Source organism: Thalassospira sp. CH_XMU1420-2 (assembly GCF_037029325.1).
GTDB classification, from domain to species: domain Bacteria; phylum Pseudomonadota; class Alphaproteobacteria; order Rhodospirillales; family Thalassospiraceae; genus Thalassospira; species Thalassospira povalilytica.
On the sequence record NZ_JAYMEG010000007.1, the window covers coordinates 1 to 17,539 of the forward strand.

Here is a 17,539-nt window from a genome sequence, read left to right on the forward strand (position 1 = left end):
CGCGGGGTGGAGCAGCCCGGTAGCTCGTCAGGCTCATAACCTGAAGGTCGCAGGTTCAAATCCTGCCCCCGCAACCACTCTTTCCGATCCGTCGAGTTTTGAGATATAGACTCGATGGATTCGCGAAACAAGAGAAAAAGTTCGGGCGCATACCCTCATCAAGAGGAGGCGGCGCAACCGAGTTTCATTTCCCCCGACTTTTCAAGAATTTAGGCAATAAAAAACCCGCTGTTGGCGCAGCGGGTTCTTGGAAAGGCTTAAACTTGGCCCATCGGAAATCTGAGGTCGAGTTTAGGCGACGGGATCGCTTTGTCAAGAACAAATGCGATACTTGAACTCTTGCCGATATCACGCATGATTTTTTCATATTCCCAAGCGCAAACCGGCGCGGTTGCAGAGCAATCTGTACCGGTCGGAACGTCTGCCGTTGCCCGCTGGCATTGGGTGCAGACACAGATCCTTCATCATCCTGATTTGTCGACAGCCGAAATCTGCGTTGCCGTCGTTCTGGCGTCGCACGTCAATGATCGCACTCAGGCATGCTTTCCCAAGATTGATACAATTGCACATGAAGCAAGCCTGTCTGATCGCAAGGTACGTCAGGCGCTGAAGCGCTTGGCCGAACTTGGATTGGTTGCAAAGCTAAGCCGGGCCGTTGGCAGGCTTCGTAATCGCAATGCTTATCAGTTGATCGGTCTTGACTCTAAACCGGCATCTGGTTCCATCAAATCGGCATCTGATACCGCTGTTAAACCGGCACGTGGTGCCGGTTCCAATAAGAAGAACACGGATAAAGAAGAAAACACGGATGAAAGAGAACAGGCAAATGCTGTTTCTGGAACTGGCGCAACCGTCCTTCCAGCCGTCGATGATCAATGTTTGATTTTAGCCAGGGCATGGCAGCGGCTGTGCTCCGAGCCTTGGACTTTGGCGAATGCCTGCTTTCGAGTGAACGAAGCGATTGATCGCGTCGGGCTTGATGCCGTTAGGTCGGAGCTTGATGGTTTACGACAGAAGGGAAAAAGACCTTCGCGTCTGGCGATCCTGGATGTTCTTGATGGTCTACAGACGAGTACACCCGAAGATGATGAAGGTCCTCAATGGCCGAAAGTTTGTGACCCAGATGCACCAGAGGCATGGCGGGAGATATGTGGGGTAATTTCTAAAAGGGAGCTTTCTGGATGTCGAAATCCGGGGGCTTGGTTGTCCAAAATTAAGGCCTCTTTGAGGGGAAATACTTTGTTCTTATCAGCGAACAGTCGATGTGTTCGTGATACTGCTCGGAATCATTTACTAATTGAGATCATGGATCAAGCAGGTCACCGTGGTCTTATGGTTCAAGGGCCAATTCATGATTAAATCAACACATGCTACGGCCAAAACTTAGTAATGCATATGGGGTCACGGTGGTGCATAGATCCTAATGAGACAATAGTAATCTGTGGCTTCAAAAGGGGAACCGATTGAATGCATATCAAAGCGCATGGGGCTGCCGGAGGATGAGTTTCTGACGCGCTTGCTTGAGAGCAGTCATCTCGTTGAGGTCGGGTCAAGTTGTTTGCGAGGTCGAACTATTACAGGAAGAGGACCCGCTTATCAGGAGACTGGGATATTCTGGACATCGTAGGGCTGCAAGAAATTGCAGTGCGAATGTCTACGCACCGGGCTATTGCAAAGAGCAGGATCCCTTATCAACAAAGAAATTAAGGCAATAGGATTTGTGCGTGTCGACCGAGTTTTGCAGCATAGATGTTGATAATGTACGAAATGTGCTTTTCGAGAAGTGCTGTAGATTGTCTTGCCGATGTGTTTTCTGAATAGGCAAAATAAAGGGTTCTGTGCAGCTTGCTATCAGCTATGGGGCGGGCATGCAGAGTGCCTTTGCTGACCTCATCAGCTATAGTGCCAAAAGGCATTATACTGCATGCAACTCCCCGTTCTACAAGGGTTTTGATCGCTGACTGGGATTGGACCTCGAAGGCAACCCGGATATCGACGGAACGTTCGTGTGCTGTGTCGTGTACAATATTCCATATGATATCCCTGCGGCTCAGTAGTGCCAGATCGGATTGAGTCACTTCATGAAACGTGATCGGAACGCCATTGTTCGGGCTTTCCGGGCTGCTGACAAAAAACAGAGACTCATCAAGTATCGAATGCCTTTTTATTCCGGGTTCCTCGGGGATGTTGAAGGCCAGTGCGCAGTTGATCTCATCACGGTGCAGGGCCTCGAGCAAATGGAACGAGAGGGCCTCGACAAACTGGAACTTTTCCCCGGTTTCCCTGTGTGAGAGCAGTTCGGCCCCGACCAGTTGCATCATGCTTGGCGTGATGCCCATCAAGATGGGGTCTTCAGTGTTGCCGCTCATTTCACGTATTTCGGAAATTGTTTCGCTGATCATCTTCTGGATTTTGACAGCCCTGTTGTAGAAAACTTGGCCTGCCGGGGTGACTCTTACACCCCTTGAATGGCGTTCCAGCAATGCAACGCCGAGTTCTGCCTCAAGGTTTTTTACCTGAAGTCCCAAAGCCGTTTGGGCGATATTAAGCCCTTCTGCCGCGCGACTCATATTCTGTGTTTCGGCAATTTTTATGAAGTAGCGCAGTTGTTTAAGGTTCACGGTGCTTCCCCTTTCATTAAATTCATAAGAATTGATATATAATTTTTATTGATCTGGTGCATGTAAATTATATTGGACGAGTAAGGGGCATTTCGCGAAGGTTCCGTATCACCAATGGAATTTCAATCCAATTGATAGCCTGCGAGTTTATGGAGCATGAGACCGTGAGAAAAACAATAAACTTTGGATGTTGGGATTATGATCGTATGTTTCCGATCATAGATGGGAGGGTTAAGCCCGATGGAGTTGATCTCAACTTTCTGAATATGCCGGTCGAGGAGACATTTTTCCGGATGCTGCGGCATAAGGAATTCGAGGCATCGGAGCTTTCATTGTCATCCTATGTCGTCTCTCTTCACAAACCGGACAGACCTTTTATTGCGATCCCCGTATTCCCGTCGCGTTTCTTCCGGCATTGCTCAATCTATGTGAATGCCGACAGTGGTATTGAAAAGCCCGAGGATCTTATTGGCAAGCGGGTTGGATGCCCAGAATATCAGATGACCGCCCCTGTCTGGATCCGTGGTATTCTGAGTGACGATTATGGTGTTCCGGTAAATTCCGTCACCTATTTTACCGGCGGGGAAGAAGAGCCTAATCGTAGTGAAAAGCTCAAGCTGAACTTGCCCGATGATATTCGAGTACAGCCTATCGGGCCGGGCAAGACACTTGCCAAAATGTTGCATGATGGCGAGATTGATGCCCTTTATACTGCCCGCAAGCCAAGTACCTATGGGGGGGCAAACGGAAAAGTCCGTCGCCTTTTCGAAGATTTCCGTTCCGTAGAAAAAGAGTATTTCCAACGGACGGGCATCTTTCCGATCATGCACACGGTTGCCGTGAAACGCTCTGTGTATGAGCAGGATCCTTGGGTCTGCCAGTCTCTGTTGAAGGCATTTGTGCAGGCCAAGAAAATCACGATGGAAAGTCTTTCCGAAACTGCAGCACTTAAAACGATGCTGCCATGGGCTGTTGCACATTTTGAGGAAGCAACAGAGCTGATGGGCGAAGATTTCTGGCCATACGGCTTTGATAAGAACAGGGAAACGATCGCAACGTTCCTGCGCTATTCCCACGAGCAAGGACTTTCACCGAATCTTTTGCAGCCGGAAGATATTTTTGCCCCGGAAACGCTTGAATCCTTTGTGATTTGACGGGGCCGGTTATTGTGGCTGCGTTTTGGCAATGACCGACGACGACCTAATAAGAATATAATTCACCTGGGAGGAAAGACCATGGCTTTGAGAAAATATCTGTCGACAGCCGCCGTTGCATTGGGGGTTATTGTCTCCAATTCGGCCTTTGCCGAGACTGTCGAAGAGTTTTACAGCGGAAAGACAATCAATCTTTATATCGGTTATAGCGTTGGCGGCGGCTATGACACTTATGCCCGCATGATTGCGGCTCATATCGGCAAGCATATTCCCGGAAACCCGACCGTTGTTCCCAACAATATGCCGGGTGCAGGAAGCCTGCGTCTGGCCAACTGGCTTTACGAGGCGGCACCTGCAGACGGTACAGCCTTTGGTGCCATCGCGCGTGCGGCTCCTTTCGAGCCATTGCTGAAAAACCAGGCTGCAAATTTCAAGGCTTCCGAATTCAATTTCATCGGGAATGCCAACCGGGAATATTCATTGTGCGCGGCCAATGCGGATTCCGGGGTGAAAAATGTCGAGGACCTCAAGTCGACCGAATTACTGGTCGGCGGCACGGGGGCGGCTTCTGATCCGAACATTCAGGCCAATGTGCTTAACGAGGCGATTGGCTCGAAAATGACGATTGTTGATGGTTATCCGGGGGGCAATGACATCGTTCTTGCGATGGAGCGTGGCGAAGTCCAGGGGCGTTGCGGATGGTCCTGGTCGACGATCAAGGCCACAAAAATGGATTTGGTCAATGACGGCAAGGTCAATCTTCTGCTGCAGTTTTCCTCAAGCCCGCATCCGGAACTGTTAGATATTCCACTTGCCCTAGATCTGACCGATGACAAAGCTGCCAAGGGTCTTATCAACTTTGTGGTTGCAACGCAGGAAATGGGACGTCCTTATATTGCGCCTCCTGGCGTGCCGGAAGATCGGGTGGAGGCTCTTCGCGAAGCCTTCGCCGAAACGATGTCCGATCCAGAGTTTCTTGAAGCAGCGACTGCGGCTGGTCTTGAAATTTCACCTTCGTCGGGAGCTGAGCTTCAAGCAATTGTTCAGTCAGTCTATCAGACCGAAGAGTCGGTTCTCAATAAGCTGATCGAGCTGCGCAAGTAGCAGGGAGGAGATGACCGGTTTAGCCGGTCATCTCCTGTCTTGTTGATGCTATCTGGCTATTGTCGCGTCGGAGGTTTTGATGGCGCTTAAGGATATTCTCGTACCATATAATGGGCAAAATACGGCAAACTGCGCCCTTAAACAGGCGATTTTGCTGGCAGAGAAACATGCCGCGCATGTCACGGCATGTTTCCCATATGATCCCCCTGCCGTGGTAAGCACTGCCCGACAATTGATGAGCAAGCGGCTGGAAGAGCAGTTTCACCAGATTGTCGACAGAATGGAGGTCGAGGCCCGTTCCGCGATCCGGCAGGCATTCGACGAGCAGGTTGCCGGGGTTTCAGTGCCCGAAAGGATTCACAGTTTTGAAATTATTGGTAACTCCGATATTGCCGTGACCAAGGCAGCCCGCCATTTCGATGTAACCTTTATCGGACAGAACCTGTCTGGTTACTCTGACGGATCAAACATGATCCACCCGGATGTTATTGCGTTGAGAAGTGGTAAGCCGGTTCTTGTGGTTCCACATCGGGATCCGTCAAGCGATCTGGCGCGCAGGGTGGTTATTGCATGGGATGGCAAACGGGCCGCAGCACGCGCCGTGGGGGAGGCAATGCAATTGTTTGGGCCATTTGCCGATGCTTCTGTTCTGAGGGTCGGTTCGCAGGATGCATCTGCCGATTACTGGGCGAGGCAGCTTTGTACAAATCTGTCGCGCCACGGAACCCAGGCAGAAGACGTTTCGAAAATGGCCAAGGGGTCTGTTGCCCAGACGATCCTGGATCATTGTGCCGATTTCAAAGCCGACCTACTGGTTATGGGGGCTTATGAACATTCGAAGTTCAGCGAAGACATTCTTGGCGGAACAACGAATGATGTTCTCTCTTCGCTCATCATACCCTGTTTTATGGCTCATTAATGCGGTCTCCTGCCCAAGGCGGGCGGCCTGTAACTTGCCGGTACGGATTTAGACAGGTCAGTTTGCGGGTTTTGTCAGGCTCTAATATCACAGGTTTACTATGTTTGAATTACTGATCGACGCATTCTTTCTTGTTCTGGCGCCCGAGCGATTGATGTATCTGTCATTCGGCGTCGTTTTGGGGCTGATGCTTGGCATTCTACCCGGTGTCGGGGGTGTTGCCGGACTGGCATTGCTTTTGCCCTTCACATTTTCAATGGACCCTGTGTCGGCATTTGCGTTCATGCTGGGCTTGGCATCCGTTGCCGCAACGTCAGATACTATTCCCGCGATATTGTTTGGTGTGCCCGGCACGCAGGCGTCGCAAGCCACAGTGATAGACGGCCATGCAATGGCCCGAAAGGGGGAGGCGGGGCGCGCACTTAGTGCAGCCTATGTTTCGTCTGTCATCGGGGGGCTTTTTGGTGCGGCATTGCTGGCTCTTACCGTTCCGGCACTAAGACCGATCATGCTCTATATCGGGTCGCCGGAATTACTGGCCTGTTCGGTTCTTGGTATCTCGATGGTGGCCGTCCTGTCGGGAAGTTCGCCCTTGAGGGGGTTGAGTGTCGCCGGACTGGGAATCATGTTATCGATGATCGGCAGTGACCCTCAGGGCGGTTCGCTGCGGTGGACCTTCGGAACGACATATCTTTATGATGGTTTGCCGCTTTTGCCCATTGCTCTTGGTTTGTTTGCCCTTCCAGAGCTCTGTGATCTTGCCATCCGCCGGATGCCGATCATCAGTCAGTCAAAGTATAATGTACGCGAAGGGATGCTGACCGGGGCGCGTGACGCAATCAAAAATATATGGCTTATCTTCAGATGTTCGGGGCTTGGTGCCTGTCTTGGGGCTCTGCCCGGGCTTGGTTCGTCAATCATTGACTGGTTTACGTATGGTTTCGCCGCACGGAGTGTAAAAGGGGCGCGTGAAACCTTTGGTACCGGCGATGTCCGCGGGGTTATCGCCCCCGAAAGCGCAAACAATGCAGCGACAAGCGGGGCGCTAGTTCCGACCATCGCTTTTGGTGTTCCAGGCAGTGCAAGCATGTCCATCCTGCTTGGTGCATTTCTGATCCACGGTCTTCAACCCGGGCCGGCAATGCTGACGACTCATCTGGATATTACCTATTCGATGGTCTGGAGCATCGCGATTGCCAACATACTTGGTGCCGGTGTGTGTTTTGCCCTGAGCGGTCAGATGTCGAAGATCGCGACATTACGCTACACGCTGATTATGCCGATCATTCTGAGCATCGTTTATCTGGGGGCATTTCAGGGTAACAGGGACTGGGGTGATCTGTTCGCGCTGCTGTTCTTTGGTGTTTTGGGCTGGGTGATGAAAAGCCTTCGCTGGCCCCGGCCGCCGTTGATCCTCGGATTTGTGTTAGGGGGGATCATCGAACGTTATATGTTCATCTCGACCGCCCGTTACTCGTATGAATGGCTTTTCAAGCCGATTGTCATTGTCCTGTTGGCGTTGGCGGCACTCATGATACTTCGTCCGTTCATTTCAGAGCTGCTCGCGCAGCGAAAAGACGGGAGTGCGGGAGTCAAAATCCATGCACCTTCTTTCCGGCTGACTGACATCTTCACGATGGGCTTGATTTGTGTGCTGGTGTGGATGGTCTTTGAGGCGACAACATATACCGATATGGCTGCTCTCGGGCCGCTTATTGTGGGGTGGTTCTCATTGGGATGTCTGGTTTTGAGTTTGACCAACCAGATTTTTCGGCGCCCTGCCCGGGGAGACTCTCTGGCAATCGGTCAATCCTCGTCACGCAAAGAAGTTCATCTTGATCTGGTTGAGGACTATAATGGCCTGCCGGTTGGGAAAATCATTCTGCGGGCGGGTGTGTTTTTTGGCTGGATGATTGCGTTTATGATCTCAATGGCGATCATCGGACTTATTCCAACGGTTCTGCTTTTCGTTGTTGTCTACATGCGTGCCGAAAATCGAGAGCCTTGGAAGCTTGTGCTGCCTCTTGCAATCGGAGCGACAGTGTTTGTTTATGTCGTGTTTGACCTGTTCCTGGCAATTCCGTGGCCCGAAACGATATTGGGTAAGCTTTTCCCGGTATTCCAGATGATTCCATCAATATAGATAACAGGGGCAGGATTTAGAAAAATCCTGCCCCTGTTCTTGCGAAATATACGGGATACAGTCCTAACCCTAGCTATTTTCGGTTTCAAGATTTTTTATGATGACAGACAGGGTTGTTCGAAGGGTTTCTTGTTGGCTTTTACACAATCCATTCAGAGCAAGTTCATTGACCTCGAGCGCCAGAGGAACCAGTTCTTTTTCCAGCTCCCGCCCCTGTTCCGTCAAATAGATATAGATGGCCTTCTGATTACCAGGCTTTTGTTCTTTTGTAAGATAACCAAGCTTTTCCATGGCATGCAGTGCCGTTGCACCTGCCGGTTTTGCAACACTTGCACGGCGGCATAATTCGGTGACGCTCAGTCCGTCATCTTGCCAGAGTATTCTAAGAAACGTCCAGTGACCATAAGCAACATTCTGCTTGGCAAGTCTGTTCTGCAAAGCCCGCGCTGTTGCTTTACTGGCAAGCTTCAGCAAGTGAGCCGTACGATCAAAATGTATAGTACTCGGAATGGTGAATCTCCCGCAAGTAAATTACTTTTTGAGAATGTGGATCAATAGCTACACGACAATTCTGGTCGCGTAAAGCGGCGAGACAAATCTCCAATTAGCTAAAGGAAAAGTTCTTCCCAGAGCAATGAGATTAGTTGACTCACCCGCTCATTATTGTTAAGTGATTAACAATAATGTTATCGGTTATGGCCGTATGAGTGATCGCCCTGATCGCTTTTAGAAAAACCCAGAGGGAGGAAAAATGCTTACTCAAGAACAGAATGACATGCTGAGCCTTGTTGGTTCGGGCACTCCGGCAGGTGAACTTCTGCGCCGTTATTGGCATCCTGTCGCGGCGAAGGAAGATCTTCAGGATAAATGGACGGTTCCGGTCCGGTTGATGGGGGAGGATCTTGTCCTCTATCGTGATCGTCAGGGCCGGATGGGATTGCTGGCGCGCCAGTGTCCACATCGCCGGGCATCGCTGGTGAATGGCATCCCGACCGAAGACGGTCTGCGTTGCCCTTATCATGGGTGGGCCTTCGGTCATGACGGGCAGTGCCTTGAGCAGCCGAATGAACCAGAGGGGTCTTCATTTTGTCAGAAAATCAAAACAACAGCCTATAAGGTACAAGAACTTGGCGGCATGATTTGGGCCTATATGGGGCCGGATCCGGCACCGCTACTCCCATTGCTTGACGGCTTTATTGAACCGGGTACGATTCGCATGATGGGCCGAACGATCATTCCGGTTAACTGGTTGCAGGCGATGGAAAACTCGCTTGATCCAGTTCATACAGAATGGTTGCATGGACACCTGTATGAATTCGTTAAGGAGCAGGAAAACGTCAAAGTCGCCATCAGTGCGCCGCACGCCAAAATTGCTTTCAAGGAATTTGAACACGGGATCACTAAACATCGACTGCTCGTCGGTCAGTCGGAGGAGTCGGATGACTGGAAGGTGGGCCATCCAGTCATGTTTCCAAATACGCTGTCGGTAGGAAACGGAGATGAGAACTCTCGCTACTATGCGTTCCAGATCCGTGTGCCAGTCGATGATACCCATACTTTGCATGTCTGGTACACGGCCTATGTTCCTCCTAAGGGCGTGGATGTGCCGCCGCATTTGACGGAAAAACTGCACACTTATGAAGTCCCAATATATGACGAGAACGGGGACCATATTGTTGATAACGTGGATGGCCAAGACATGATGGCTTGGATTTCCCAAGGTGCCATCACGGATCGTACTCAGGAAAATCTGGGATCCACCGATCAGGGAATTGCAGCCTTTCGCCGGATGCTGCGTCGGGAGATCAAAAAGGTCGAGGCGGGCGAAGACCCGATGTGCGTGTTCCGTGATGAGAGTAAACACGGCCGTATCGACCTGCCCAATGAAAAGAAGAAACATCACAACAGTGATGGGATGAAAAGCTGGCTGATGCGCACTCATATGCGTTTTTCGCCAATCCTTGATGATTTGGTCGAGCTTTATGAACCGTCTGGCAAGCAGCCGCCCGCGCGCAAGGCTGTTTAAGACATCAGGTTCTGGGTGCTATCCGGCTGCCTTACAGGCAGCCGGATAGCACCACCAAAATTTCAAGGAGATATCTGATGGTCCTGCTAGGGATTGTTGGACTAGGGGCGGCTGCACATGCTTTTCTGGAGCCGTTAAAGCGTCATCCCGATTTTGTCATAGCGGCAGTTTGCGATTCAAATGCGGTTGTCAGGGACGAGTTTGCCGCGACATTTGGCGTGCCGGGATATGGATGCCTTTCCGACATGCTCGCTGATGGCGTGTGCAATGCCGTTTATATCGGCACGCCCACCGATCTGCACCATGCCCAGGTTCTGGAAGCGCTTTGCGCAGGATTGCATGTTCTGGTGGAAAAGCCGATGGCGATTACCGTGGAAGAATCCCGGGACATGTCGCGAAAGGCGAAGGAAAACGGCCTGGCATTGGTGGTTGGACATTCCCACAGTCACGACCTGCCGATCCGCAAAATGCGCGAAATTATCCTTTCCGGTCGGCTGGGTGTTGTCCGTATGGTCAATACCATGTGCTACACCGACTGGGTACGCAGACCACGTCGTGCGGATGAGCTGAAACCGGAACTTGGCGGAGGCATCACCTATCGGCAGGGGGCGCATCAGTTCGATATTCTTTGCAGTCTGTGTCATGAACCTGTTGTCGAAGTCTCTGCAAATGTTTTTGACTGGGATTCCGAACGTTCGACGATTGGTGCACATGTTGTCCGTTTGTTATTCAAAAACGGGGCTGTAGGAACGGCCATCTATAATGGTTATGGCAATTTCCTGAGCTCGGAATTGACAGGCGAAGTTGGCGAATGGGGCTTTGTCGCAGCAAAACGAGAAAAGCCCTCACCGTTATCTGGTGCGCCCGAGGAAGAAGAACTCAGGAAAAAACAAATCCGCAGCAAGAATGCGATTGCAAACGATGCACCCCATCAGCCGCATTTTGGTCTTACCATTGTCAGTTGCGAGCGCGGTGATATTCGGCAGTCCCCTGATGGTTTGCTGATTTACACTGATGGCGGCCAAGAGGAAGTGCTGTTGTCTCGCGACAAATCCCCAAGAGATCTGGTGCTTGATGAATTCAGTCAGGCCATCCGCCAGGAGGCGGTACTGCATGACGGGCAGTGGGGGGCGGCCATTATCGAAATTTGTTCCGCGGCATTGACATCGTCGCAAACCGGCAAGCCTGTGCGGATTCCGCATTGCTGATTGATGTTTGGCAGGGGAACAGGAGGAAATCAAATGATCAAAGTCAGTAAGGCTAACGGTAGCAACGAAGCGGTTATTCAGATTGAGGACGGCGTTCAGAAAGTTGAGCGACAACTGAATGCTGACGAGCTGGAGGCGCTTATTGCAAATCTGGCAAGTTTGCGAGCCGAGATGACGCCAGTGCATTCAGGCCAGTTCGTGCCTGGTTATACAGCGTCTTATGAGTGTGACAATCTGCTTTGGAGCACCATGCCCGATCCCGGCAAAAGGGGATTGCTTATCGCATTTCAAAATTCGGGGCTGGGCTGGATAACCATGCGAATGTCCCGGGCGCAGATCGAGGATTTGGTGACCAATATCGAGTTTTCTTTGCTTGATCTGTCGCGTGCACAAAATCGGGACACAACAGTTACGGCAGATATTGAACCCAACAATATGGTGCCGATCCGCGGCTAGATTTTCAGACAATCCACCACGCCCATAACTCCGAAACCATGCCGTACCGGGAGAAAAAAATGAAATATCAGAATCTGAGAGAGAAGCTCGTCTATGCCGGAAAAATACTTTGTGCCAATGGTCAGGATGATCTAACACGCGGTCACGTATCAGCAAGAATTCCCGACAATTCCGGGCTTTTTCTTATGAAGCCGCACAGTGTGGGCCTTGATGAACTGACCCCGGAAAGTTTGTTGATGATCGATCTGGAAGGAAACGTTGTCGAAGGCGATGGACGCCGCCATAGCGAGGCCTTCATCCACACCGAGATTTATCGTTCAAGGGATGATGTCCAAGCTGTTCTTCATACACATCCGACCTATTGCGTGGCGCTGTCGGCGTCGGGGCAACCGCTCCTTCCCGTTAGCCAGCCGGCAGCATTGTTCTTTAATTCGCTAGGTACCTACACTGATACAATCAACTTGATCCGGACCCCGGAAATGGGGGCTGGTGTTGCCGCAGCTCTTGGGACCAACCGGGCCGTATTGTTGCGCCATCACGGGATTGTCTGCACCGGTTCCTCGGTCGAGGAAACAGTTATCGGCGCGATTATGCTCGAAAACGCGGCAATGATCCAGATGATCACCAGTGCGACAGGGCAGGTTTCTGAACTGTTTTCCGAAGAAGATATTGTCAAGCTCCAGAACGCGATTGGCAAGCAAGAGCAGTTCACGATTAATTTCGACTATCTTGCCCGGCGCATAAATAAAAAACAGCTTTGACAATATCCTCTGCAAAAGGCGTGAAAAAAATGGAAACGTTCAATGTAAAAGTTGCCTCTGTGCGGGAGGTGGCCACCGATATTTTCGAGTATGTATTCGAGCACCCGGACAAAATGGACCTGCCGGAATTTGTGCCCGGCGCACATATTCATGTCAATGTTCCGACCGGTGATACGCGGCAATATTCGTTGTGCAATGACCCGGCAGACAGAAGCATTTACAGGATCGCCATTAAACGGGAAGACAGCGGTCAAGGCGGCTCTGTAAGTTTCGTTGAGCAGACAAAAGCCGGGGACCTGGTGGGAATTTCGGTACCGTGCAATGACTTCGAACTGAAGTTTGATGCCGAAGAAATTATTCTGATTGCCGGGGGGATCGGAATTACACCGATCTTGTGTATGGCAAAAGTTCTTGAAAGAACCAAACAGGTTCCCTGCAAGGTATTTTATCTTACACGAGACGAGAAGCTGACGGCATACGGTGATGAAATCCGCAATACATCGCATGCTGATGTCACGATACATCATGATCATGGCGACCCTTCCAGATCGCTGGATCTGGTCAGTCTGCTATCGGGGGATCACAGCAAATCGGTGATTTACTGTTGCGGTCCCACCGGCCTGTTGCATGCGGTCCGTTCCGCAACGTCGCACTGGCCCAAAGGAAGTGTGCGGTTCGAAGATTTCGGGACATCGACAAAAGCAAAGGACGAGGATGCATTCTGGGTTCGGGTCAAGGGGCATGATGAACGCTATCTTGTGCCGGGTGACAAATCGATCCTTAAGGTCTTGCAGGAGGTGGGACTTGACATGCCTAGTTCCTGTGAGGCCGGCACATGCGGCACATGCCGGATGAAGCTGATTGCCGGGGAGGCTGACCACCGGGATCTGGTTCTGTTTGATGACGAGATGGAAGACAACATCATCATATGTTGCTCGCGTGCCGCGAGCGGGGAAATTACGATCGATTTTCCCGACTAAAATATGATTCAAGCAGCGCCGCGTTGGCAGAAATCGCAGGGCAAAATCTGTCTCGGAAATTTTAATCGGTTTGTTGACTATGAGATTTCAATGACTCTCATGCAGGGGAATCTCTTCCTCTCTTATACAATCACAATCGTGATATCCTTGATTGGCATGCTTATCGCGGGTGCGATAAACATGCCGCTTCCCTGGATGCTCGGGCCATTGTTCATTACAGCGGCCTGCAAGCTCTCCGGGATTGGATATTTTGATGCAAATGGCAATCTGCCGAAATCGACGAGCAAGTTTTTCATCCCGATCATCGGTATTGCGATCAGTGCCAATGTGACACCGGCGATTATTGCCAGTTTTGCAAGCTGGTGGCCAAGTATGGTGCTGGTTGTGCCATTCAATATTGTCCTGCAATTTATAATTTATCGGATTTTCCTGACAGTGGGAAAGCACGACAGGGCAACGGCCTATTTTTCTTCCTGTACCGGTGGAGTTACAGAATCAATCCTGCTTGGCTCTGAGAAGGGCGGAAATGCATCTGTCATCGCTTTTCAGCATTCGGCGCGCGTATTTCTGGCAATTAGCATCGTTCCTTTCATGGTACTGCTTTTGACGAGCCTGTCGGTTCATCCCCGGCAGGTAGAACTTCCCGAGCTGAATAGCGTGGGGGGTGTTTATTTTCCTGATGTGTTTCTGATGATTTCGGCGGCAGTGGGCGGTGCGTTGATCGCCTTCAAACTGCGGTTGCCCGCGGCTGCGATGATCGGTCCCTTAACCCTTGGCGTGATACTTTATAGCACGGAAATTATCACGATGCCGGTCCCCGAGCCCGTTTTGCACATTGCACAACTTTTTGTCGGGACCATTTTGGGAACGCGTTTCAGATCAAGGGATCGTTCTGCAATCATTCGCGGGGCGCCTATGGCAATAATGGCGCTATGTGTCTCGATACCGTGTGCTGGGTTGATCGCATATCTGCTTGCGCATTCTGGTTTGGCCAATACGGAAATACTGTTCCTGTCATTTGCTCCGGGCGGGTTGGCAGAAATGAGTTTGGTGGCAATTTCTCTCGATGCGGATCCGGTGTTTGTTGCTGCGCATCATTTGGTCAGGATTATGTCCACGATATTTCTGTCACCGCTGATTTTTATAAAACTGATCGAAAAATAGGATCTCGGTTTCTAATCGTTGATTTAATGGATCGCTGCAACTGAAAGGCATCGGCAACCTCCTTTGGTGTCTGGTTTTTTCAATCCTCTTTGTTCACTGTTTTGACAGCGTTCAAGAATTCAGTATGCAGCAAACTTGACGGGCTACTCAAAGAGTAGTCCGTTTTTTTGTGCGCCGCTTTGGTTGACGGGATATTTGTTTATGGTTAATCAATTAACAATATAAGCTGTGTCCAAAAGTGTTAATTTTTCTCCGAAGGCTATCAAAAATGATGAAGCTTCCTGCAATACCCAGACTGATAACCGAACGAACCGTGATGGCGGCCCTTTTGGAAGACTATGGTCGTTCCGGGGACATAACCTCATCCTATACATTGTCGACCGGGCAGACGGCTGAAGCCTGCATTGTCGCGCGCGAGGATGGTCTTTTGTGTGGTGTTGACTATGCCGAAGCAGCTTTCCGGCTGTCAGGGGGCAACGTTCGTTGGGAAAAGATATTCACCGATGGTGAACGGGTTCGAAAAGGCGATGTCGTTGCAACAGTAAGTGGCGATGCTATCGAGATGTTATCGAGTGAAAGGGTCGCTCTCAACTACTTGGGACATTTGTCTGGTATATCGAGCTACCCTTCACCCGCTTTATGATGCACTGACCGCCTAGGCGCTAAACACCTGCGGCAATATCTGTCGGACGGCACGATGGAAATCGCGCCGATCGGCTATATGCGTGGCGGTAGGCTCAACAACGCCTTCGTCGTGATCGACGAGGAGCAGAACTGCACCTATGGCAGTTCAAGATGCAGGTCACCCGTCTTGGCTGGAATTCAACCATGATCCTGACCGGTGACCCGGACCAGACCGACCTTCTGCCGGAAATGTCCGGACTGTCGGAAATGTCCGAACGCCTTGAAAATGTCGAAGACGTCGCCTGTGTTCAGCTGCGTGACAAGGACATCGTCCGTCACCCGCTGGTCGCAAGCATGCTGACCGTTCTCTGACACGACCTTTCAGGTCCGACACGGCAAACCAAAGAAGAAAAAGGCGGGTCTTTCGGGACCCGCCTTTCGTATTTAGTCGTTTGCCTCGACCTGCATATAAAGATCACCGCCATCGCGATACTTATCAGCCATCGCAGCCATCCCTTCCTTTTGCACATCGGCACGAATTTCATGCGATATCCGCATCGAACAGAATTTCGGCCCGCACATCGAACAGAAATGCGCTACCTTGTGGGCTTCTTTGGGCAAGGTCTGATCGTGGAAGGATCGCGCGGTTTCCGGATCAAGTGACAGGTTGAACTGATCTTCCCAACGGAATTCAAACCGGGCACGTGAAAGCGCATCGTCGCGCGCCTGTGCTGCCGGATGCCCCTTGGCCAGATCGGCTGCGTGTGCGGCGATCTTATAGGTAATCACCCCGGTTTTGACATCATCACGATCGGGCAGACCAAGATGCTCTTTGGGGGTGACGTAACACAGCATCGCGGTACCAAACCATCCGATCATCGCAGCGCCAATACCTGATGTGATGTGATCGTAACCCGGTGCGATATCCGTCGTTAGAGGGCCAAGCGTATAGAATGGTGCTTCGCCGCAGACCGCCAATTGCTTGTCCATATTTTCGCGGATTTTGTGCATCGGCACATGACCGGGCCCTTCGATCATGACCTGACAATCCTTGGCCCAGGCGATCTGGGTCAGTTCGCCAAGGGTTTCAAGTTCGGCAAACTGGGCGGCATCATTGGCATCGGCAATTGACCCGGGCCGCAATCCATCGCCCAGCGAGAACGACACGTCATACATCCGACAGATGTCACAAATCTCGGCGAAATGCTCATAGAGGAAACTTTCACGGTGATGATGCAAGCACCACTTGGCCATGATCGATCCGCCGCGCGATACAATCCCGGTGACCCGATCCACGGTCAACGGGATGTGGTGCAAACGCAACCCGGCATGAATGGTGAAGTAATCAACGCCCTGTTCGGCCTGCTCGATCAGGGTGTCGCGGAAAACCTCCCATGTCAGGTCTTCGGCAATGCCACCAACTTTTTCCAGCGCCTGATAGATCGGCACGGTCCCGATTGGCACCGGGGAATTGCGAATGATCCAGTCACGGATATTGTGGATATTGCGCCCGGTCGATAGGTCCATGACGGTATCGGCCCCCCACCGGGTTGCCCAGACCATCTTTTCAACCTCTTCCCCCATCGATGATGTCACTGCCGAATTACCAATATTGGCGTTGATCTTGACCAGGAAATTACGGCCAATGATCATGGGTTCGGCTTCGGGATGGTTGATATTGGCCGGGATCACCGCACGCCCACGCGCTACTTCATCACGAACGAACTCCGGTGTGACATTATCGGGGATGACTGCCCCGAAAGCCTCGCCATCACGCTTTGCATTAGCCCGCAATTCGGCACGTCCCATATTTTCGCGGATCGCGACATATTCCATTTCTGCGGTAATGATGCCCGCCCTGGCATAGGCAAGCTGTGTGACCGCTTGACCATCGGTCGCGCGTAAGGGCGCGTGATGATTTGGGAACACCGGAACAGCATGGTTCCCGCTTTCGACAAAGCCATTATCTTCGGGTTTGATCGCGCGCCCGGCATATCGTTCGGTATCACCGCGTCCGGCAATCCAGTTGCGCCGAATTCTCGGCAGGCCTTTGGCAATGTCGATCTCAATATCTGGATCGGTATAGGGACCCGATGAGTCATACACCTTTAACGGTGGCTCGCCGGCTGTGGGATGGACCGAGATTTCACGCATCGGCACGCGAATTTCGGGGTGCAGATCGCCGGGAATATGGATCTTGCGCGATGCGGGCAATGGCCCGGTGGTGACATCAGATGTAGAAATTTTGACAGACATAAAAGGTCCCTTTGCAGTCAAAGCAATGGAGACCCAGTTCTGCGAAAGGCATGTGATGAGGGGGGCTGACATTATGGTGAAAATTCACCCGTACCAGACGGATCAGGCCCATCAGGAACACGT

Annotated in this window: 15 protein-coding genes, 1 tRNA gene and 1 pseudogene; 14 read left to right on the forward strand and 3 right to left on the reverse strand. The window is 51.3% G+C overall.

Annotated elements, in window-relative coordinates; translation table 11 throughout:
- Together WA429_RS18300 and WA429_RS18305 are read left to right on the forward strand one after the other, a co-directional pair.
- Positions 1–77: transfer RNA gene (locus WA429_RS18300), tRNA-Met, on the forward strand.
- Positions 78–354: 277 nt separating this feature from the next.
- On the forward strand, positions 355–1,359 hold the full coding sequence (locus WA429_RS18305; RefSeq protein ID WP_287466611.1) for a helix-turn-helix domain-containing protein: 1,005 nt from the start codon (positions 355–357) through the stop codon (positions 1,357–1,359).
- 344 nt (positions 1,360–1,703) lie between these two features.
- On the opposite strand, the gene WA429_RS18310 is transcribed toward WA429_RS18305, so the two are convergent.
- Positions 1,704–2,621, reverse strand: a complete 918-nt coding sequence (locus WA429_RS18310) for a LysR family transcriptional regulator (RefSeq protein WP_287466612.1) — start codon at positions 2,619–2,621, stop codon at positions 1,704–1,706.
- A gap of 206 nt (positions 2,622–2,827) precedes the next feature.
- Between WA429_RS18310 and WA429_RS18315 the strand changes: the two genes are divergently transcribed.
- The 4 genes from WA429_RS18315 to WA429_RS18330 all read left to right on the forward strand — a co-directional run bounded on the left by WA429_RS18315 (position 2,828) and on the right by WA429_RS18330 (position 7,941).
- Positions 2,828–3,775, forward strand: coding sequence for an ABC transporter substrate-binding protein (locus WA429_RS18315; protein ID WP_287466613.1), 948 nt, complete (start codon positions 2,828–2,830; stop codon positions 3,773–3,775).
- Positions 3,776–3,787: 12 nt separating this feature from the next.
- Complete coding sequence (locus tag WA429_RS18320) at positions 3,788–4,879, forward strand: Bug family tripartite tricarboxylate transporter substrate binding protein (protein WP_287466614.1); 1,092 nt, start codon at positions 3,788–3,790, stop codon at positions 4,877–4,879.
- A gap of 79 nt (positions 4,880–4,958) precedes the next feature.
- The gene (locus WA429_RS18325; protein ID WP_287466615.1) at positions 4,959–5,798 is read left to right on the forward strand and encodes a universal stress protein; all 840 of its coding nucleotides are present in this window, start codon (positions 4,959–4,961) and stop codon (positions 5,796–5,798) included.
- A 100-nt stretch (positions 5,799–5,898) separates the two neighbouring features.
- Positions 5,899–7,941, forward strand: a complete 2,043-nt coding sequence (locus WA429_RS18330; protein ID WP_287466616.1) for a tripartite tricarboxylate transporter permease — start codon at positions 5,899–5,901, stop codon at positions 7,939–7,941.
- A 69-nt stretch (positions 7,942–8,010) separates the two neighbouring features.
- Here WA429_RS18330 and WA429_RS18335 read toward each other — a convergent pair whose 3' ends face one another.
- Positions 8,011–8,415 carry a MarR family winged helix-turn-helix transcriptional regulator gene (locus tag WA429_RS18335; protein ID WP_287466617.1) on the reverse strand — a complete coding sequence of 135 codons (405 nt, stop codon included), beginning with the start codon at positions 8,413–8,415 and terminating at the stop codon, positions 8,011–8,013.
- Between the two features lie 277 nt (positions 8,416–8,692).
- Here WA429_RS18335 and WA429_RS18340 point away from each other — a divergent pair, with 277 nt between their 5' ends.
- The 8 genes and pseudogenes from WA429_RS18340 to WA429_RS18375 form a co-directional block, all read left to right on the forward strand.
- Positions 8,693–9,967, forward strand: coding sequence for an aromatic ring-hydroxylating dioxygenase subunit alpha (locus tag WA429_RS18340; RefSeq protein WP_287466618.1), 1,275 nt, complete (start codon positions 8,693–8,695; stop codon positions 9,965–9,967).
- A 77-nt stretch (positions 9,968–10,044) separates the two neighbouring features.
- Complete coding sequence (locus tag WA429_RS18345; protein ID WP_114095213.1) at positions 10,045–11,175, forward strand: Gfo/Idh/MocA family protein; 1,131 nt, start codon at positions 10,045–10,047, stop codon at positions 11,173–11,175.
- A gap of 33 nt (positions 11,176–11,208) precedes the next feature.
- Positions 11,209–11,631 (forward strand): hypothetical protein, encoded by a 423-nt coding sequence (locus WA429_RS18350; RefSeq protein WP_114095214.1) that lies wholly within the window; start codon positions 11,209–11,211, stop codon positions 11,629–11,631.
- A gap of 59 nt (positions 11,632–11,690) precedes the next feature.
- Positions 11,691–12,392 (forward strand): class II aldolase/adducin family protein, encoded by a 702-nt coding sequence (locus WA429_RS18355; RefSeq protein ID WP_062959144.1) that lies wholly within the window; start codon positions 11,691–11,693, stop codon positions 12,390–12,392.
- A 29-nt stretch (positions 12,393–12,421) separates the two neighbouring features.
- Entirely contained in the window at positions 12,422–13,372 is a 951-nt protein-coding gene (locus WA429_RS18360) for a PDR/VanB family oxidoreductase (protein ID WP_287466619.1), read from the forward strand.
- Positions 13,373–13,462: 90 nt separating this feature from the next.
- Positions 13,463–14,536 (forward strand): AbrB family transcriptional regulator, encoded by a 1,074-nt coding sequence (locus tag WA429_RS18365; RefSeq protein WP_287466620.1) that lies wholly within the window; start codon positions 13,463–13,465, stop codon positions 14,534–14,536.
- A gap of 268 nt (positions 14,537–14,804) precedes the next feature.
- Positions 14,805–15,179 carry a hypothetical protein gene (locus WA429_RS18370; protein ID WP_287466621.1) on the forward strand — a complete coding sequence of 125 codons (375 nt, stop codon included), beginning with the start codon at positions 14,805–14,807 and terminating at the stop codon, positions 15,177–15,179.
- Between the two features lie 3 nt (positions 15,180–15,182).
- A pseudogene (locus WA429_RS18375) lies at positions 15,183–15,532 on the forward strand (PhoH family protein); the annotation flags it as partial.
- Between the two features lie 72 nt (positions 15,533–15,604).
- Here the strand turns inward: WA429_RS18375 and thiC are convergent.
- Positions 15,605–17,416 (reverse strand): phosphomethylpyrimidine synthase ThiC, encoded by a 1,812-nt coding sequence (gene thiC, locus WA429_RS18380; protein ID WP_287466622.1) that lies wholly within the window; start codon positions 17,414–17,416, stop codon positions 15,605–15,607.
- Positions 17,417–17,539: the final 123 nt, after the last annotated feature.

Bases quoted from the DNA above. Each gene is read 5' to 3' on its own strand.
- WA429_RS18325 (WP_287466615.1), top strand. From the start codon at position 4,959: ATGGCGCTTAAGGATATTCTCGTACCATATAATGGGCAAAATACGGCA.
- WA429_RS18355 (WP_062959144.1), top strand. From the start codon at position 11,691: ATGAAATATCAGAATCTGAGAGAGAAGCTCGTCTATGCCGGAAAAATA.
- WA429_RS18330 (WP_287466616.1), top strand. From the start codon at position 5,899: ATGTTTGAATTACTGATCGACGCATTCTTTCTTGTTCTGGCGCCCGAG.
- WA429_RS18365 (WP_287466620.1), top strand. From the start codon at position 13,463: ATGACTCTCATGCAGGGGAATCTCTTCCTCTCTTATACAATCACAATC.
- WA429_RS18305 (WP_287466611.1), top strand. From the start codon at position 355: ATGATTTTTTCATATTCCCAAGCGCAAACCGGCGCGGTTGCAGAGCAA.
- WA429_RS18350 (WP_114095214.1), top strand. From the start codon at position 11,209: ATGATCAAAGTCAGTAAGGCTAACGGTAGCAACGAAGCGGTTATTCAG.
- WA429_RS18345 (WP_114095213.1), top strand. From the start codon at position 10,045: ATGGTCCTGCTAGGGATTGTTGGACTAGGGGCGGCTGCACATGCTTTT.
- thiC (WP_287466622.1), bottom strand. From the start codon at position 17,416: ATGTCTGTCAAAATTTCTACATCTGATGTCACCACCGGGCCATTGCCC.
- WA429_RS18340 (WP_287466618.1), top strand. From the start codon at position 8,693: ATGCTTACTCAAGAACAGAATGACATGCTGAGCCTTGTTGGTTCGGGC.
- WA429_RS18370 (WP_287466621.1), top strand. From the start codon at position 14,805: ATGATGAAGCTTCCTGCAATACCCAGACTGATAACCGAACGAACCGTG.
- WA429_RS18315 (WP_287466613.1), top strand. From the start codon at position 2,828: ATGTTTCCGATCATAGATGGGAGGGTTAAGCCCGATGGAGTTGATCTC.
- WA429_RS18360 (WP_287466619.1), top strand. From the start codon at position 12,422: ATGGAAACGTTCAATGTAAAAGTTGCCTCTGTGCGGGAGGTGGCCACC.